This window comes from Agromyces sp. NPDC058136, assembly GCF_042884375.1.
Classification (GTDB): Bacteria; Actinomycetota; Actinomycetes; order Actinomycetales; family Microbacteriaceae; genus Agromyces.
This window is the reverse complement of record NZ_JBHVUA010000003.1, coordinates 367,121-381,932: the sequence shown is the minus strand read 5'-3', so window position 1 is coordinate 381,932 and position 14,812 is coordinate 367,121. Positions and strand designations below refer to the sequence as shown.

Annotated in this window: 18 protein-coding genes; 11 read left to right on the top strand and 7 right to left on the bottom strand. The window is 72.3% G+C overall.

The features are described from left to right. Positions 1–17: 17 nt before the first annotated feature. Entirely contained in the window at positions 18–791 is a 774-nt protein-coding gene (gene cofE / locus ACFVTX_RS11260; protein ID WP_386900058.1) for a coenzyme F420-0:L-glutamate ligase, read from the bottom strand. A gap of 109 nt (positions 792–900) precedes the next feature. On the opposite strand from cofE, the gene ACFVTX_RS11255 reads away from it, so the two are divergent. Genes ACFVTX_RS11255 through ACFVTX_RS11230 form a run of 6 tightly spaced genes read left to right on the top strand, consistent with a single transcriptional unit; the run spans position 901 to position 5,071 of the window. Then, complete coding sequence (locus ACFVTX_RS11255; RefSeq protein WP_386900057.1) at positions 901–1,401, top strand: DUF6328 family protein; 501 nt, start codon at positions 901–903, stop codon at positions 1,399–1,401. A gap of 48 nt (positions 1,402–1,449) precedes the next feature. After that, positions 1,450–2,289 (top strand): exodeoxyribonuclease III, encoded by an 840-nt coding sequence (locus ACFVTX_RS11250; protein ID WP_386900055.1) that lies wholly within the window; start codon positions 1,450–1,452, stop codon positions 2,287–2,289. A gap of 53 nt (positions 2,290–2,342) precedes the next feature. Further along, positions 2,343–3,581, top strand: coding sequence for a serine/threonine-protein kinase (locus ACFVTX_RS11245; protein ID WP_386900053.1), 1,239 nt, complete (start codon positions 2,343–2,345; stop codon positions 3,579–3,581). Then, entirely contained in the window at positions 3,578–4,012 is a 435-nt protein-coding gene (locus tag ACFVTX_RS11240; RefSeq protein WP_386900051.1) for a hypothetical protein, read from the top strand. Before ACFVTX_RS11245 ends, ACFVTX_RS11240 begins: the two co-directional genes overlap by 4 nt. Positions 4,013–4,055: 43 nt before the next feature. Continuing rightward, positions 4,056–4,874 (top strand): alpha/beta fold hydrolase, encoded by an 819-nt coding sequence (locus ACFVTX_RS11235; RefSeq protein ID WP_386900049.1) that lies wholly within the window; start codon positions 4,056–4,058, stop codon positions 4,872–4,874. A 53-nt stretch (positions 4,875–4,927) separates the two neighbouring features. Then, positions 4,928–5,071, top strand: coding sequence for a hypothetical protein (locus tag ACFVTX_RS11230; RefSeq protein WP_386900047.1), 144 nt, complete (start codon positions 4,928–4,930; stop codon positions 5,069–5,071). On the opposite strand, the gene ACFVTX_RS11225 is transcribed toward ACFVTX_RS11230, so the two are convergent. Both ACFVTX_RS11225 and ACFVTX_RS11220 read right to left on the bottom strand, forming a co-directional pair. After that, positions 5,035–5,874 carry an SDR family oxidoreductase gene (locus ACFVTX_RS11225; RefSeq protein ID WP_386900046.1) on the bottom strand — a complete coding sequence of 280 codons (840 nt, stop codon included), beginning with the start codon at positions 5,872–5,874 and terminating at the stop codon, positions 5,035–5,037. The genes ACFVTX_RS11230 and ACFVTX_RS11225 overlap by 37 nt on opposite strands. Positions 5,875–5,911: 37 nt before the next feature. After that, the gene (locus ACFVTX_RS11220; protein WP_386900044.1) at positions 5,912–6,544 is read right to left on the bottom strand and encodes a TetR/AcrR family transcriptional regulator; all 633 of its coding nucleotides are present in this window, start codon (positions 6,542–6,544) and stop codon (positions 5,912–5,914) included. A 68-nt stretch (positions 6,545–6,612) separates the two neighbouring features. Between ACFVTX_RS11220 and ACFVTX_RS11215 the strand changes: the two genes are divergently transcribed. Further along, the gene (locus ACFVTX_RS11215; RefSeq protein ID WP_386900042.1) at positions 6,613–8,088 is read left to right on the top strand and encodes a DHA2 family efflux MFS transporter permease subunit; all 1,476 of its coding nucleotides are present in this window, start codon (positions 6,613–6,615) and stop codon (positions 8,086–8,088) included. Further along, positions 8,089–8,769 carry an NAD(P)H-dependent oxidoreductase gene (locus tag ACFVTX_RS11210; RefSeq protein WP_386900039.1) on the top strand — a complete coding sequence of 227 codons (681 nt, stop codon included), beginning with the start codon at positions 8,089–8,091 and terminating at the stop codon, positions 8,767–8,769. Here the strand turns inward: ACFVTX_RS11210 and ACFVTX_RS11205 are convergent. Beyond that, entirely contained in the window at positions 8,751–9,515 is a 765-nt protein-coding gene (locus tag ACFVTX_RS11205; protein WP_386900037.1) for a DNA alkylation repair protein, read from the bottom strand. The genes ACFVTX_RS11210 and ACFVTX_RS11205 overlap by 19 nt on opposite strands. Positions 9,516–9,613: 98 nt before the next feature. On the opposite strand from ACFVTX_RS11205, the gene ACFVTX_RS11200 reads away from it, so the two are divergent. Further along, entirely contained in the window at positions 9,614–10,117 is a 504-nt protein-coding gene (locus tag ACFVTX_RS11200; protein ID WP_386900035.1) for a GNAT family N-acetyltransferase, read from the top strand. Between the two features lie 77 nt (positions 10,118–10,194). Here the strand turns inward: ACFVTX_RS11200 and ACFVTX_RS11195 are convergent, their stop codons facing one another. Then, positions 10,195–10,656 carry a hypothetical protein gene (locus tag ACFVTX_RS11195; protein WP_386900033.1) on the bottom strand — a complete coding sequence of 154 codons (462 nt, stop codon included), beginning with the start codon at positions 10,654–10,656 and terminating at the stop codon, positions 10,195–10,197. 365 nt (positions 10,657–11,021) lie between these two features. On the opposite strand from ACFVTX_RS11195, the gene ACFVTX_RS11190 reads away from it, so the two are divergent. Further along, positions 11,022–12,473: a DUF6421 family protein gene (locus ACFVTX_RS11190; RefSeq protein WP_386900031.1), complete on the top strand. Its 1,452-nt coding sequence runs from the start codon at positions 11,022–11,024 to the stop codon at positions 12,471–12,473. Positions 12,474–12,606: 133 nt separating this feature from the next. After that, positions 12,607–13,287, top strand: coding sequence for an SDR family NAD(P)-dependent oxidoreductase (locus ACFVTX_RS11185; protein WP_386900029.1), 681 nt, complete (start codon positions 12,607–12,609; stop codon positions 13,285–13,287). 25 nt (positions 13,288–13,312) lie between these two features. On the opposite strand, the gene ACFVTX_RS11180 is transcribed toward ACFVTX_RS11185, so the two are convergent. Together ACFVTX_RS11180 and ACFVTX_RS11175 are read right to left on the bottom strand one after the other, a co-directional pair. Next, the gene (locus tag ACFVTX_RS11180; protein WP_386900027.1) at positions 13,313–14,035 is read right to left on the bottom strand and encodes a hypothetical protein; all 723 of its coding nucleotides are present in this window, start codon (positions 14,033–14,035) and stop codon (positions 13,313–13,315) included. 93 nt (positions 14,036–14,128) lie between these two features. Further along, the gene (locus ACFVTX_RS11175) at positions 14,129–14,803 is read right to left on the bottom strand and encodes a DUF4232 domain-containing protein (protein ID WP_386900025.1); all 675 of its coding nucleotides are present in this window, start codon (positions 14,801–14,803) and stop codon (positions 14,129–14,131) included. Positions 14,804–14,812: the final 9 nt, after the last annotated feature.

Below are 14,812 nucleotides of genomic sequence, written 5' to 3'. Positions count from 1 at the left end.
CCTGCGGAGGCTCGGGACTACCGCATCGGCCCCTCGGCCTGCGCCTCGTCGAAGCCGGCACGGTACCCCTCGTCGTACGCCTCGTCGGCGCCCCGGCGGAACAGGTCGCGCTCGCTCGGCCGCTGGATCGACCGGGCGCCGGGCAGGTCGAGGTCGCCGACGTAGCGGTCGAGCCCGCGCACGATCGCGATCGGCACCCCGGCCGACTTGCCCTTGACGAGCTCGCCGGCGCCCGCGATCTCGTCGGCCACGCACGGCATCGTCACCGCCAGGGGTTTGCCCGAGGCATCCGCCCCGCCGCGCAGGTCGTCGAAGACGTGCACGCCGGCCGCGCCGATCGCGATGTCGGTCTGCCCCTCGCGCCACGGGCGCCCGAGCGTGTCGGAGAGGATGACGCCGACGTGCGCACCGGTGAGGGCGCGCAGCCCGAGGGCGAGCGCGCGGGCCGAGGCATCGGGGTCGACGGGCAGCAGCAGCACCGTGCCCTCGGGCGCGTTCGAGGCATCCACCCCGGCGGCCGCGCCCACGATGCCCTGCCGGTTCTCGACGATGCGCGTGACCCCGCCCTCGTATTCGCGGGTCGCGATGACGCGCACCGTCTCCGCGGTGATCGCGGCCTCGCGGTCGGATGCCTCGACCACGCGCCCCTCCGCCTTCGAGACGATCTTCGAGGTGACGACGAGGATGTCGCCGTCGGCGAGCTGCGTCGCGTCGGCGATGATCGCGGCGAGGTCGTCGCCGGTCGAGATCTCGGGCAGGCCCTCGACGCCTTCGACGCTGAATGCGGCCATGATGCTCCCCCTGTTGAACACGACGGGGCTCCATTCTGGCAGCAACACCCGCCCGCGGGAGGTTGTGCAAGCCCGCGCCGCGGCCGGAAGCCCGGCGGTACGATCGCGTATGGCCACCGACGGCGAACGCGACGACGCCCGCGACGACCGTTCCGACGGTCGCGACGAGACCCGCACCGAGCGACTCGACCGCAACTGGGGCGACATCCTGCAGGAGCTGCGCGCCGTGCAGACCGGCACGCAGATCATCTCCGGATTCCTGCTCGCGGCCGCTTTCCAGCCCCGCTTCACCGAGCTCGACGGGTACCAGCTCGGGCTCTACCTCGTCCTCGTCGTGCTCGCGGGGCTCGCGACCGTGCTCGGTTTCACACCAGTGATCCTGCACCGGCAGCTGTTCGGGCGGCACCAGAAGGACCGGCTCGTGCGCATCGCGAACCGCATGCTCTTCCTGCTCCTCGCCGTCGTCTCCCTCCTCGCGGCGGGAGTGACGAGCCTCATCTTCGACGTCGCGATCGGCCGCACGGCGGGCTTCGTCGCGCTGGTCGCGGCGCTCCTCGTCGTCCTCACCGCGTGGGTCGTCGTTCCGGCGATCGCGCGGCGCAGCCCCTGACCGTTCAGGTGGACGACCGCGTCGTACCCGGCGGATACGCTGGATCCCATGCGCATCGCCACCTGGAACGTCAACTCGATCCGCACCCGCGTCGGCCGCGTCGTCGACTGGATGGTGCGCGAGGACGTCGACGTGCTGGCGATGCAGGAGATCAAGTGCAAGCCCGAGCAGTTCCCGCACGAGGCCTTCGAGGAGGCCGGGTACGAGCTCGCGATCCACGGGCTGAACCAGTGGAACGGCGTCGCGATCGCGAGCCGAGCGCCGATCACCGACGTCGCCACCGAGTTCCCCGGCATGCCCGGGTTCCTGAAGGGGCACGACGGCCCCGACCTCCCGAAGGAGGCCCGCGCGCTCGGCGCGACGGTCGACGGCGTTCGCGTGTGGAGCCTCTACGTGCCGAACGGCCGTTCGCTCGGCGACCCGCACCTGACCTACAAGCTCGACTTCTACGCGGCGCTCACCGACTACGCCCGTGACGAGACGACGGCCCATCCCGAGCGCCCCTTCGCGCTCATGGGCGACTTCAACGTCGCGCCGCTCGACATCGACAACAGCGACCCGACCGTCGTGGTCGGGCAGACGACGCACGTCTCCCCCGAGGAGCGCGCGGCGTTCTTCGCCCTCGAGAACGCCGGCGTCACCGACGTCGTGCGGGCGCGGGTGCCCGAGGGGCTGTACACCTACTGGGACTACAAGCAGCTGCGCTTCCCCCGCAACGAAGGGCTGCGCATCGACTTCATCCTCGGCTCCGCGGCGTTCGCCGAAGCGGTGACCGAGGCGTCCATCCACCGCGACGAGCGCAAGGGCGATGCCCCGAGCGACCACGTGCCGGTGCTCGTCGACCTCGCCCTGGGCGACGACGACGACGACCGGCCGATGATCTTCTGAGCCCTGCCGCAAGCCCGGGGCGCCCTCAGGCTTCACGGGCTACCCTCGAAAGCGTGACGAGCATCTCCGACCGCGCCGAACCGGCCACCGGGTCGACGCTCGGCGGCCGCTACCGCATCGACGCGCTCATCGGGCGCGGCGGCATGGCGAGCGTCTACCGTGGCTATGACACCGCCCTCGGGCGCCCCGTGGCGGTGAAGGTCTTCGCGGAGGCCGCAGGGGGCATCGACGACGGGGCGCGTCGCGCCTCCGAGATCGCCCTGCTCGCGAGCGTCGAGCACCGGGCGCTCGTGCGCCTCTACGACGCCGCCCACGACGAGGCGACGGGCCGCGAGTACCTCGTGATGGAACTCGTCGACGGGCACGACCTCCGCGGCGCGCTGCGGCAGGGCACGCTCGGCGCCGCCGACGCGGCCGCCCTGCTGGCCGACCTCGGCGAGGCGCTCCACGTCATCCACGCGCGCGGCATCGTGCACCGCGACGTGAAGCCCGCGAACGTGCTCCTCGAAGACGCCCATCTGCCGAGCCGCCGGTGGAACGCGAAGCTCGCCGACTTCGGCATCGCCCGGCTCATCGACGACGCCCGCCTCACGCACACGGGGCTCCTCGTCGGCACCCCCGGCTACCTCAGCCCCGAGCAGGTGAGCGGCGCAGCGCCCGGCAGCGCCGCCGACGTCTACTCGCTCGGCCTGCTCGTGCTCGAGGCGCGGACCGGGCAGCGCGCGTTCCCCGGCCCAGCGGCCGAATCGGCAAGTGCGCGGCTCGCGCGCGACCCCGAGATCCCTGCGGCGCTCGGCGCGGACTGGGTCGAGCTGCTCCGGCGGATGACTGCGCGGGAACCCGCGGCGCGGCCGTCGGCGCTCGAGGTCGCGGTGGCTGCGGCGGAGCTCGAGACCGGGGCGACTCCGGTCGCCCCTTCGGCCGAGGCGCAGCTCGATCCGACCGCGGTGCTGACGGCGGCCATGACCGGACCGACCCGGGTGCTTCCGGTCGCGGAGCGGTCGAACGAGACCGAAACCGGCGACGTCACCGGCACGACGCGGGTGCTCGCTGCTCCCGAGACGCTCCGCCCCGCAGAGCCCCCGAGCCGCACCGGGCGCAGTCGTCGTCGCCCGCTGCTCGTCGCACTGCTCGCCCTCGCCACCGTCGCCGTCGGCTTCGCGATCGTCACCGCCGTCAACGCGACGAACTCCGCGGGCGGTTCAGCCCCCGAGCCGCTGCCGTCGGTTCCGGCCGAGTACGATCCGCTCGGCGAGCATCTTCGCCAGCTCGACGAGGCGGTGCAGGGATGACCCGCCGCACCGCCGCAGGGCGCCCCCGCGCAGGCGCCATCGCCCTCGCGCTCGCACTCCCGCTCCTCTTCACCGGATGCGCCACCGCGAACGACGACGGTTCGACGCTGCGCGCCTCGGTCGTGCGCGTCGCCGAGCAGTCCGCCGCGTCCGACCTCACCGGTGCGCTCGCCGAACTGCTGCTGCTCGAACGCGAGGTCGACGAGCGGGTCGCCGCGGGCGAACTGCCGGCCGCGCAGGAGGCCGAGATCCGCGCGGCGATCGAGCTCGTGCGCGCCGACCTGCAGGCCGCGATCGAGCGTGCGGTCTCGCCGAGCCCGACGCCCACCGAGTCCTCCGACGACGATGACGACGACAACAGCGGCCCCGGCAACAGCGGCGACAACCGCAACGACGACAAGAAGAAGAAGGACAAGGGCGAGGACGACTGAGGCGGTGCGCGCGCGTGGCATCCGATCTGCGTAGTCTCATGGCGTGCCCTACCTCGATCTCCCCGGTGCCGAGCTGTACTACGAGACGGCCGGGCGTGCTTCGGCGCCCGCCCTGCTGCTGATCCCCGCCGGGATCGCGACGCTGCGGATGTGGGACGAGCAAGTCGATGCCCTCGCCGCCGAGCATTTCGTGGTGCGCTTCGACCCGCGCGCATTCGGCGGCACCCGGCACGAGGAAGCCGCGCCGTTCTGGAACCACCGCGACGCGATCGCACTGCTCGACCATCTCGGCGTCGCGCAGGCGACGGTGGTCGGCGCGAGCCGTGGCGGTGCCATCGCGATCGACGTCGCACTGCACGCGCCCGAGCGCGTGGCAGGGCTGGTCGCCGTCTCGGCGCGCATCGGCGGGCACCCCGACGTTCCGCTCGACGCAGCGACGCAGGCGCGCTTCGACGCGGTCGAGGCGATCGACCCCGCCGTCGATGCCGCAGGCATGCTGCGACTCGAGACCGAGCTCTTCGCGACCGGCGCCGGCCGCGAGGCGGGCTCCGTCGCGCCCGCATTCCTCGCGCGGGCCCACGAGCTCGCCCGGCCGAACATCGCGCACGCGCTCGACGACGGCGACATGCGAGCGCTCGAGCCGCCCGCAGCCGGGCGCCTCGCCGAGATCACCGTGCCGGCGCTCGTCGCCGTCGGCGAGTTCGACCTCGCCCCGTTCCTCGTGCAGTTCGAGACGCTCGCTGCGGCACTGCCCTCGGCGAGCGCGCACCGGCTCACGGGCACGGCGCACCTGCCGAGCGTCGAGCGAACCGAGGAGTTCACCCGGCTGCTGCTCGCCTGGCTCGACGAGCACGGACTCTGACATGAGTCCCGGACTCTGACGCGACGTTCAGCCTCGACCGCTACCGTCGTCGCATGACGACCGAAATCCTGCTCGCGGTGCTCTGCTTCTCGGGCATCGTCGCCCCGATCGCGCTCGGGCTCGTGGCCCAGCGGCGCCGCGCGCTGCAGCCGGTTCGCGTTCAGCGCCGCCCGGTGAACCGCTCCATCGAGCGGTAGACGCCGAACCCGTCGCCGACGACGCGATCGAACACGCGCGTCGGCAGCAGGGCGCGGAGCACCCGCGACAACCGAACGCTGCCGGGCAGTTCGAGGAGCGGCTTTCCGGCGAGCATCGCCGACCACACCCGCTCGACGACGAGGTCGGGGTCGAGCACGGGCGCGAGCAGCGGCCCGCGGGCGCCCGCGAACATGCCGGTCGCGATGTAGCTCGGCGTCACGGTCGTGACGGTCACGTTTCGGTGGCCCGCCTGCTCGAGCTCGAGTCGCAGCGAGTCGCTCCAGGCGATGAGCGCCGCCTTGGATGCCGCGTACACGGCCATGCGCGGATTGCCGACGGTGCCCGCGGCCGAGGCGAGGTTCACGATGCGAGCCTGTCGGAACGCGTTCGCGATCATGCCGGGCAGGAACTCGCGCGTCAGGTACATGGGCGCGAGCGCGTTGACCTGCATCGTCGAGCGGGTGTCCTCGCCGTTGTCGGTCTGCCAGAAGTAGCCGTTGCCGCGGACGATGCCGGCGTTGTTGATGAGCACGTCGGGGTTGCCGAGTTCGCGGCGCACGCGCTGCGCCGTCTTCGCGATGGCGCCGAGGTCGCCCACGTCGACGACGAACGACTGCACGCGGGTGCGCCCGCGGGAGACGGCACCGAGTTCGTCGACGGTGCGGCGGAGGGCCACGGGGTCGATGTCCCAGAGGATGACGGAGGCGGCGCCCTCGGCGACCGCGCGTTCGGCGAACCTCCGCCCGAGGCCGGCCGCGGCACCCGTGATGAGCACCCTCGCGCCGCGCACCGTTCTCGTCATCGTTCAATCCTCGCGCACCGGCGGGCGCGCGCTGTGCTCACCAGGGCTCGTCGGCTGCCGGAAGCAGCGTGCGCACCTGCTCGACTGCGCCGGGGAAGCAGGAGTCGAGCACCTCGGTCGCGGAGACCTCGTCGCCGTAGTCGCCGGTGAGCCGCAGGCCGACCACGGCGTTGATGAGCATGCCGGTCGCGTAGAACTCACGGGCGGCCTCGGGCGTGAACCCGGCCTCGTCTCGCAGGAAGTGCCAGATCGCGCTGAATCCGCGGCGGGCCACGCGCCCGATCTCGGGTTCGCCGCCGAGCGCCGTGGAGTGGGCGATCACGGGAAGCATGCCCCGCTCCGCGAGCAGGTCGGTGTACGCGGCGCCCATCCGGTCGATCCGAGTCTCTTCGGGGCCGGGCATCGCGCGCCGGAACTCGTCGATCACCCGGGCGTAGGCCCGCTCGATGACCGCGATGAAGAGCTTCTCCTTGGTGCCGAAGAGCCGCACGACGTAGGGCTGGCTGACCCCTGCGGCCCGCGCGACCTCGTCGGTCGTGGTGCCGACGTAGGTCTTGGCACCGAACACGGCGGTCGCGGCGGCGAGGATGAGCTCGCGGCGGTCGGCCGCCTTCATCCGGGGAGCCACGGCGACGTCGCCGGAGCGTTCTGAGATTTCTTCGGCCGACATATTGACATGTTATCAGTCAATTACTACTTTCATAAGTAATCATCCCATTACAACTTTGGAGCATCGCCATGTCGAACGCACTCGCCGCCGCCGAGGCCGCCTCGGCGACCCGGCCGCCCCGCACCGCGGCACTCCGCCGCATCCCTCCGCTCTGGCTCGTGCTCGTCGCGACCGCCCTGCCGATGTTCATGGCCACCCTCGACAACCTCGTCATGACGAACGCACTGCCCGTGCTGCACACGGAGTTCGGGGCATCCGTCGAAGAACTGCAGTGGTTCATGAACGCGTACACCCTCGCCTTCGCGAGCACCATCCTCATGGCGGTCGCCCTCGGCGACCGCTTCGGGCGCCGCACCGTCTTCCTCCTCGGCATCGCCGTGTTCACCGCGAGCTCGGCGCTCGCCGCCCTCGCGGGCGACCCCGGCCAGCTCATCGCCGCCCGTGCCGCCCAGGGCTTCGGCGCCGCCGCGATCATGCCCCTCTCGCTCACGCTGCTCGCGGGTGCGGTGCCCGTCGCACGCCGCCCGCTCGCGATCGGCATCTGGGGCGGCGTCGCCGGACTCGGCGTCGCGACCGGCCCGCTCGTCGGCGGCGCCGTGATCGAGGGCTGGGCCTGGCAGGCGATCTTCTGGCTCAACGTGCCGATCGGGCTGGCGTCGATCGCGCTCGCCCTCGCGGTGCTGCAGAACAGCTTCGGCGCGCGACTGCGCGCCGACCTCGTCGGCCTGGTGCTCTCGGGCCTCGGCCTGCTCGCCCTCGTCTACGGCATCGTGCGCGGCAACGACGCGGGCTGGTCGAGCGCCGAAGTGCTCGCCGGGCTCATCGGCGGCGGCGTGCTGCTCGTCGCCTTCATCGCCTGGGAGTGGCGCACGAGCGCACCGCTCCTGCCGCTGCGACTCTTCCGCGACCGCAGCTTCTCGGTCGCGAACCTCGTCGGCTTCGGGTTCAGCTTCGGCGCGTTCGGGTCGATCTTCATCCTCATCCAGTACCTGCAGCTGGTGCAGGGCGCGTCGCCGCTCGAGGCGGCCGTGCAGACCTCCCCGTGGACCCTCGCGCCCATGGTCGTCGCCCCGCTCGCCGGTATCTTCGCGCCGCGCGTCGGCACCCGCGCACTCATCGTCGCGGGGCTCGTCGCCCTCGGCTCGGCCCTCATCTGGCTGACCCCGCTGCTCGACGCCGACACCGAGTACTCGGCGTATCTCGCGCCGTTCATCCTCGCGGGCATCGGCATGGGCCTCGTGTTCGCCCCCTCGTCGACGGCGGTGCTCGCGCACATGGCGCCCGACGACCACGCGAAGGCGAGCGGCACGAACTCGATGCTGCGCGAGGTCGGCGTCGCGCTCGGCATCGCCGTGTCGACGGCGGTGTTCACGGGCGCGGGCGGCACGCTCACGCCGACCGGCTACATCGAGGGCGCACAGCCCGCGGTGATCGTCGGCGCCGCCGTGCTGCTCGCCTCGGCGCTCGTCGCCCTGCTGCTGCCGGCCGGCCGCGGAGTACCCGCCGCTCCCGCCGTTCCCGCCGTTCCCGCCGAGGTGCGCTGAATGGCGCGGGTGCTCGTGATCATCGGCCACCCGAACGCCGGCAGCTTCACCCACGCGCTCGCGGCGGCGTACGCCGCGGGCGCGGTGGGCGGCGCGGGCGTGGCGGGCGGCCCGAGCGCTGCCGCCGACGAGCTTCGCGTCATCGACCTCGCCGAGCGCGCCTTCGACCCCCTCCCGCCCGATCGCGCCGCACTGCGCGCCCCGGGCGGCGACACCGGGCACCTCGAGCCGCGCATCCGCGGGTTCATCGCCGACGTCGACTGGGCCGAGCATCTCGTGTTCTTCTTCCCGCAGTGGTGGGGCACCTATCCGGCGGTGCTGAAGGCCTTCCTCGATCGGGTGATGCTCTCGGGCACGGCGTTCGCGTACGGGCGCGGCCACGTCTCGACCCGCCTGCTCGGCGGCCGCACCGCCCGCCTCGTCATGACGATGGACTCCCCCGCGGCCTGGAACCGCTTCGTGTACCGCAACGCCGCAGAGACCTCGCTCAAGCAGGCGACGCTCGCGTACTGCGGGGTGCGCACCATCGGCATCACGCGGTTCACCCCCGTGCGGTTCTCGACGCCCGAGCGCCGGGCCGGGTGGCTCGAGACGGCCGGGCGACTCGGCGAGCGCGACTCCGCGCGGCTCGATTCGGCGCGACGCGACGGCGCCCGGAGGCGTCAGCGCATCGCGCGGTAGCGCGCCCGCTCGCCCGGGTCGAGGTGCTCGGTCGCGTAGCTCAGCATGGTGCGGGGCATGCGGGCGGCGTGCTCGTCGAGGAAGCCGGTGAGCTCGGCCCGGTCGACCCGCTTGCCGACCTCGCGGAGCATCCAGCCGACGGCCTTGTGCATGAGCGGTTCGCGATCGTCGAGCAGCCCGGCGGCGAGCGCGAGCGTCGGCCGCGCGTCGCCCGCCTTGATCGCCGCGAAGGTCGAGATGACCGCGACGCGTCGCAGCCACAGCGAGTCGGATGCCACGAGCTCGCCCACGATCGTCGGCACGACGTCGTCGACCGGGGCGGAGGAGAACACGACCTCGCCGAGCAGCGCCTCGGCCGTGGCGTCGACGAGGTCCCAGTTGTCGACGTGCCCGGCACGCACGGCGGCGAGGTAGCGTTCGTGCTCGGCGGTGCGCGCGGCGTCGTCGCGGGTGCGGGTGCGACCCGCGCTACGGAAGCGTTCGACCATGATGAGCAGGCCCGCGAGCCGCTCCTCGTGGACGGGGCTCGCGACGAGGGCGGCGGTCTCGTCGGGCGGCAGCGCGAGCGCGCGCCGCACGATCGCGCGCGTCTTGGGCACCGCGACCCCGATGAACCGGTCGTGCTCGGCGTAGCCGCCGCGGCCGGTCTTGAAGTACCGGGCCGCACCCGCCGCCCGCTCGGGCTCGGCCGCCGCGTCGAGCGCGTCGCGCACCTCGGCTGCCGAGTGGAGTTCGGGGTCGCCCATGGCGGCGACACTACCCGCCCGGGTGCTCATGGGCACCCCGACCGGGCCGGGCGGGACGACAGGTGCGCGGGCGCGTGACATCCGCCAACATGGAACGCATGACCGACGACACGTTGACGACCGAGACCGAGCGCGGCACCGGCGAACTCGCCTTCGTGCCCATCACGGGCGACGACCTGCGCCTGTGGCTGCCCGAGTCGATGGCGTACTACGAGGCCTCGCGGCTGCGCGCGGGCGACACGCCCGAGCAGGCCGCCGCCGCGGTCGCGGCGTCGCGCGACCGTTTCTTCACCGACGGGGTGCTGCACCCCGAGCACGTGCTGCTCGCGATCGTCGTCGACGGCGAGGACGCCGGGTGGCTGTGGATCGGCCCGTGGGCCGAGGGCGGCGACGGATGGTGGGTGTGGGACGTGCACGTGCGCGAGCCGTTCCGCCGGCGCGGGCTCGGCCGGGCGGCGATGCGGCATGCGGAGCAGGTCGCGCGCGAGCACGGCTCGCCGACGCTCGGGCTCAACGTGTTCGCGTTCAACGTTCCGGCGATCGAGCTCTACGAGAGCCTCGGGTTCGAGGCGGCGTCGCTGCACATGGCGAAGGCGCTCTGAGCCGAGCGCCCGACGCGCCTGGGCGCGCAGACCGAGAGCGGGGCCGCCCTTCGGCGCACCCCGCTCTCATGTCGCGGTCATCGGCTGTTGTACTGCTCGGCGTACTCGGCAAGTCGCTGGCCCTGCACGTCGGCGGGCGACGGCGAGACCGATTCGGACTGCTTGTTCTCACGGACGAGCTCCTGCGTCTGCGCCGCGCTGATGCGGGCGGCGCTCTGCGCGCCCTGCTCGGCCTGCTTGACGGCTCGCAGTTGCTCCTGCGTCTTCGCGGAACGTGCGGCCGACTCGACGCGCTCGGCGCGCTCGGCCTCGCGCAGGATGTCCTGCATGGTCGTGCCCTGCGGCGCGAACTCGGGCGAGTGGGCCGCGCGTCGTTGCTGCGCCGCCTCCCGGCGGGCTTGGTCCTGCTGCGACTGCAGCGAGGTGACGCTCGATGCCCCGCTCCCGTTCTCGAGCTGCGTCTGCACTCCGGCGCAGCCGCTGATCGCGACGAGGACGACGATCGCGCCGACCACTGCGGCCGACTTGTTGGTGTTCATGACCATCTCCTGTTCTTTCGGATTCACCCTCAAGTGAATAATCCTCAAGTTATGGCGACCGCGACCCGCCGTCATCGGGAGGCACCCCGGCTCTCACTCGGTGCGGGCCGCGCTCCTCACTCGTGGTGGCGTGGAGCTCCATCCGGGTGAACGCTGAGGTACTCTCGGCTTCATCGCCGTAACGGCGCGTGCGCGGCATGTGCGATCTGGAGCGCGAATTCACGCGCCGACGCAGAATTCCCGCGTCGAGATGCAATCAATCGCGAGCGGATGCCTCGTAGCCTTGAGTTGCACGGCGATTCGCGCCGCGCGGCGCTGCCGCGAAGCATCCATGACACCCCTCAATGAGGAACGGAGGTTCACACATGTCGAACACCACGCTCGACCCGATCGTCGGCGAACCCGAGGTCCTCGAGGACGTCACGCCCGAGCAGATCGCCCTCGCCGACGGCGTCGAACTCGACCCCGCGTGGCTCCGCCTCAAGGAGTCGGCGACGAAGCTGCAGTCCCTCCAGGTGAAGGACGGCTCGGTTCCCGAGGCCGCGGCGAAGCCCGAGGCATCCGCCCTCGTCGACGCCATCGTCGAGTCGGTCGCGACCCTCGCGCCGCGCTTCCCGCACGAGGCCGCGTACCTCACCGCGCTCCAGGCCGACTTCCGCAAGTGGCAGGCCGAGGGCCTCGAGGTCCCCGACTTCCTCGACTCGCTCGTCGAGTTCCAGCCGCAGCGCCACCGCATCGACGGCATCCGCCACCTCGTCGTGTTCCCCATGTACACGCAGAACGGCTCGAGCGACCGCCACGTCGAGGCGCTCGTCGTCGAGACGATCTGGCCCGAGTTCATCGCTGCCCTCGAGGCCGGCGACTACGGCAACAAGCTCTTCGTCTCGCTCCGCCTCGTCGACTTCACGCCCGGTTACGACACCAACTCGGCCGTGCTGTTCCCCGAGACGGTCGCGATGCGCGAGATCCCGACGTTCACGTGGGGCGCCATCTTCCAGGACCGCGAGGCCGCCCGCTACCGCAAGGTCGTGCGCGCGGCGTCCGAGATCACGAAGCTGCACCTGCCCGACGACGCTGCGTCGCTGCTCGACGACCAGGAGCTCGCCGAGCGCACCTTCGTCATGTGGGACATCATCCACGACCGCACCCACATGCGCGGCGACCTCCCGTTCGACCCGTTCATGATCAAGCAGCGCATGCCGTTCTTCCTCTACTCGCTGGAGGAGCTGCGCTGCGACCTCACCGCGTTCCGCGAGTCGGTGAAGATCCAGCGCGCACTCGACGCCCGCCTCGCGGCCGGCGAAGAGCTCACCGACGTCGAGGAGCAGATGCGCTCGACCGGCAAGCTCGTGCAGTACGCGGTCATCTTCGACCGCATCTTCCGCTTCGCGATCACCGGCTCGCGCGTGCGCAACTACGACGGCCTCGGCGGCCAGCTGCTCTTCGCATGGCTGCACAAGAAGCACGTGCTCGAATGGCGCGACGTCGAGCTCAGCTTCGACTGGGACAAGCTGGCCGACGCGGTCGTCGAGCTCGGCGACGCGATCGACCTGCTCTACTGGGAGTCGATCGACCGCCCGAAGACGGTGCACTGGCTCAAGGCCTACGAGCTCGTCTCCGCGGTCGTCACCCCGAACCCCGCCTCGGTGTGGGCGTCGGGCCTCGACCGCGAGGTGCTCGCCGGCCCGCCCAAGGGCTACACCGACCTCGTGATGGACGACGAGTTCCCGCTGTCGATGTTCTTCGAGGCACTCGACAAGAAGATGAAGCCCGTCATCGAGTCGACGGTCGGCATCACCGGGAACACGGCCGTCTGACCCCACGGTTTCTGGAAGACGTACGCTGCTCAGGACGGAATCTCCGATTTCGTCCTGAGCAGCTTTCGTTGTCCTGAACACCTGCCCACCCCGCACCACCCGCGCTGCCGCACGAACGTTCGAAGAGGAACCCATGACCGACCCCACCACCGCAGCCCCCTCCGCCGCCGGACGCGTCGTGCTCATCGGCGGCGCCACGAGCGTCGCCGGCCGGACCGTCGCCCGCGCCCTCCTCGACGCGGGCGCCCGCGTGGTCGCCGTCGGCAGCAACCGCGAACGTCTCGACGAGATGGCTGCAGAACTTCCCGGCCTCGTCACCGAGCAGGCCGACCTCACCGACCAGATGCAGGTGTGGCCGCTCGCGATGCGCGTGCACGGCCGGGTGGGCGACGTCGACGGCATCATCAACCTCGTCGGCGGCTGGCGCGGCGGCGGCGGGATCCCCGGGCAGACCGAAGAGGACTACCGGGTGCTCGAGCACTCCTTCGAAGCGCTGCGCCACCTCAGCCGCGCCCTCTGGGACGACCTCGTCGCCTCGCCCGCCGGACGCATCGCGATCGTCTCCTCCACCGCGGTCGAACGCCCGCTGGCCGGGGGCGCGAACTACGCCGCGGTCAAGGCCGCGAGCGAGGCCTGGATGCAGGCGCTCGCCCACGGGCTCGGCAAGGAGGGCGAGACGGGCGCTGCCGTCACCTTCCGCGTGAAGTCGCTGGCCGGCCTCGAAGCGCGCCTCGCGAGCGAGGTCGTCGCGCTGTGGTCGCAGGATGCCACGGAGCTGAACGGGCGCGTCGAGACGCTCTCGCCCGAGGCATGACCCTCACCCCGCAGCGCTCGATCAGCTAGCCCGCGTCGGGCGAACTCGGCTCGGGTGCGAGGGCATCCGGCGCGAGGGCTTCGGGCGCCGGCTCGGAATCGAGCGCCTCGGGCTCAGGCAATGGCGCGGGCGACGGAGGCACGAGCGCCGAGGGCGGCGGCGTCGCCGACTCCTCCCGATCCTGTTCGGCGGCCTGGCCGAGGCAGCCGCTGCCATCGCCGCCCGTCCCCTCGAGTGCCGCGTGCCACGCCTCGACTTCGGCCGGCGTGAGCCCGTCGGGCATCGCCGGCGCCGTCGAGTTCGGGTTGCGGGGCTCGGTCGTCCACCACTCCCACTCGCGGTACTCGTGGCCTTCGGCCGCCATGCACTCGCGCACGAGCTGCTGGAAGCCGAGCCAGGCGGCGCGCTCCGCCTCGTTCGGCACGGGGTCGGCGGGCGGCGTCGGAGCGGGCGTCTCTTCGGGGCCCGGCTCTGGCGCCCGGGTCGGCGGGGGCTGCGGCGACGACGAGGGCGGCGCCGGGTCGGTGCGCGGCGCGACCGCGTCGTCGCCGGCACCGTCGGTCGCACCCTCGGGGTCGGCGGTGGGCGAGACGCTGCCGATCGCGAACTCGTCGCTCGGGGCGGTCGGTTGCGGCGAGCGCGCGTCGTAGAAGACGGGCGCACCCGTCATCGCGGCGGCGACGCCGATCGACATCGAGCCGATGACGAGCACCGCGGTGGCGCCGCCGAGGAGGAGTGCCTTGCGCATCCGTTCCCCCTCGTTCGTTCGGGCCGGTACGGCCCCGCGGCGTCCGGCCATGCTACGTGACCCCCGAAGAGGGGGCAACCTCGATGACCGGTTTCAGCCGGTCACCAGCGGCGAAGTGGTCATGGTCGAGGGGCGGCCGCCGCACACCGTGATCGCGTAGGGCGCTTCGATGCCGCCGCCCGCCCCGTCCGAGGTGATGCGGGCCCGCAGCCCCCACGCCTCGACCTGCTCGCAGTCGTACACCCCGGCCTGCGTCGCCCGCACATGCGAGGTCGCCACCCCACCGCCGGCCGGCAGCACGACGAGCGACGACGGGTTCGAGAAGTCGGCCTGAGCCGGCCAGCCGACCTCGGTGCCGTCAGCCATGATCGCGATGAGTCCGGGCCAGCCGTCGAAGGTGCACGGCTGGGCGGCCGTGTTCGTGAAGACGAGCTCGAAGCCGAAGTGCCCCGCCCCCGACTCGTCGGGCAACGGCGTCACGGCGAGTTCGAGCTGCGAATCGAGGCATCGCGACGCGCCGACCACGTCGTCGGCGAACGGCTCCTGATCGCGCTCGGCCACCGCCCCGTCGCCGGTCGGCACCGACGTGGCCGGCACGGTCGGGGTCGCACTCGGCGGCGTCACGGTCGATCGCGGTTCGGGCGAAGCGCTCGGCACGGCCGAGCCGGCGACCGGCGCACCCGCACCCGCGCAGGCCGTGAGCAGGAGCGCCCCGGCGAACAGCAGCGCCCCGGCGAACACCGACCGCTCTACATCCTTCACCCGCATGCGCGCCTC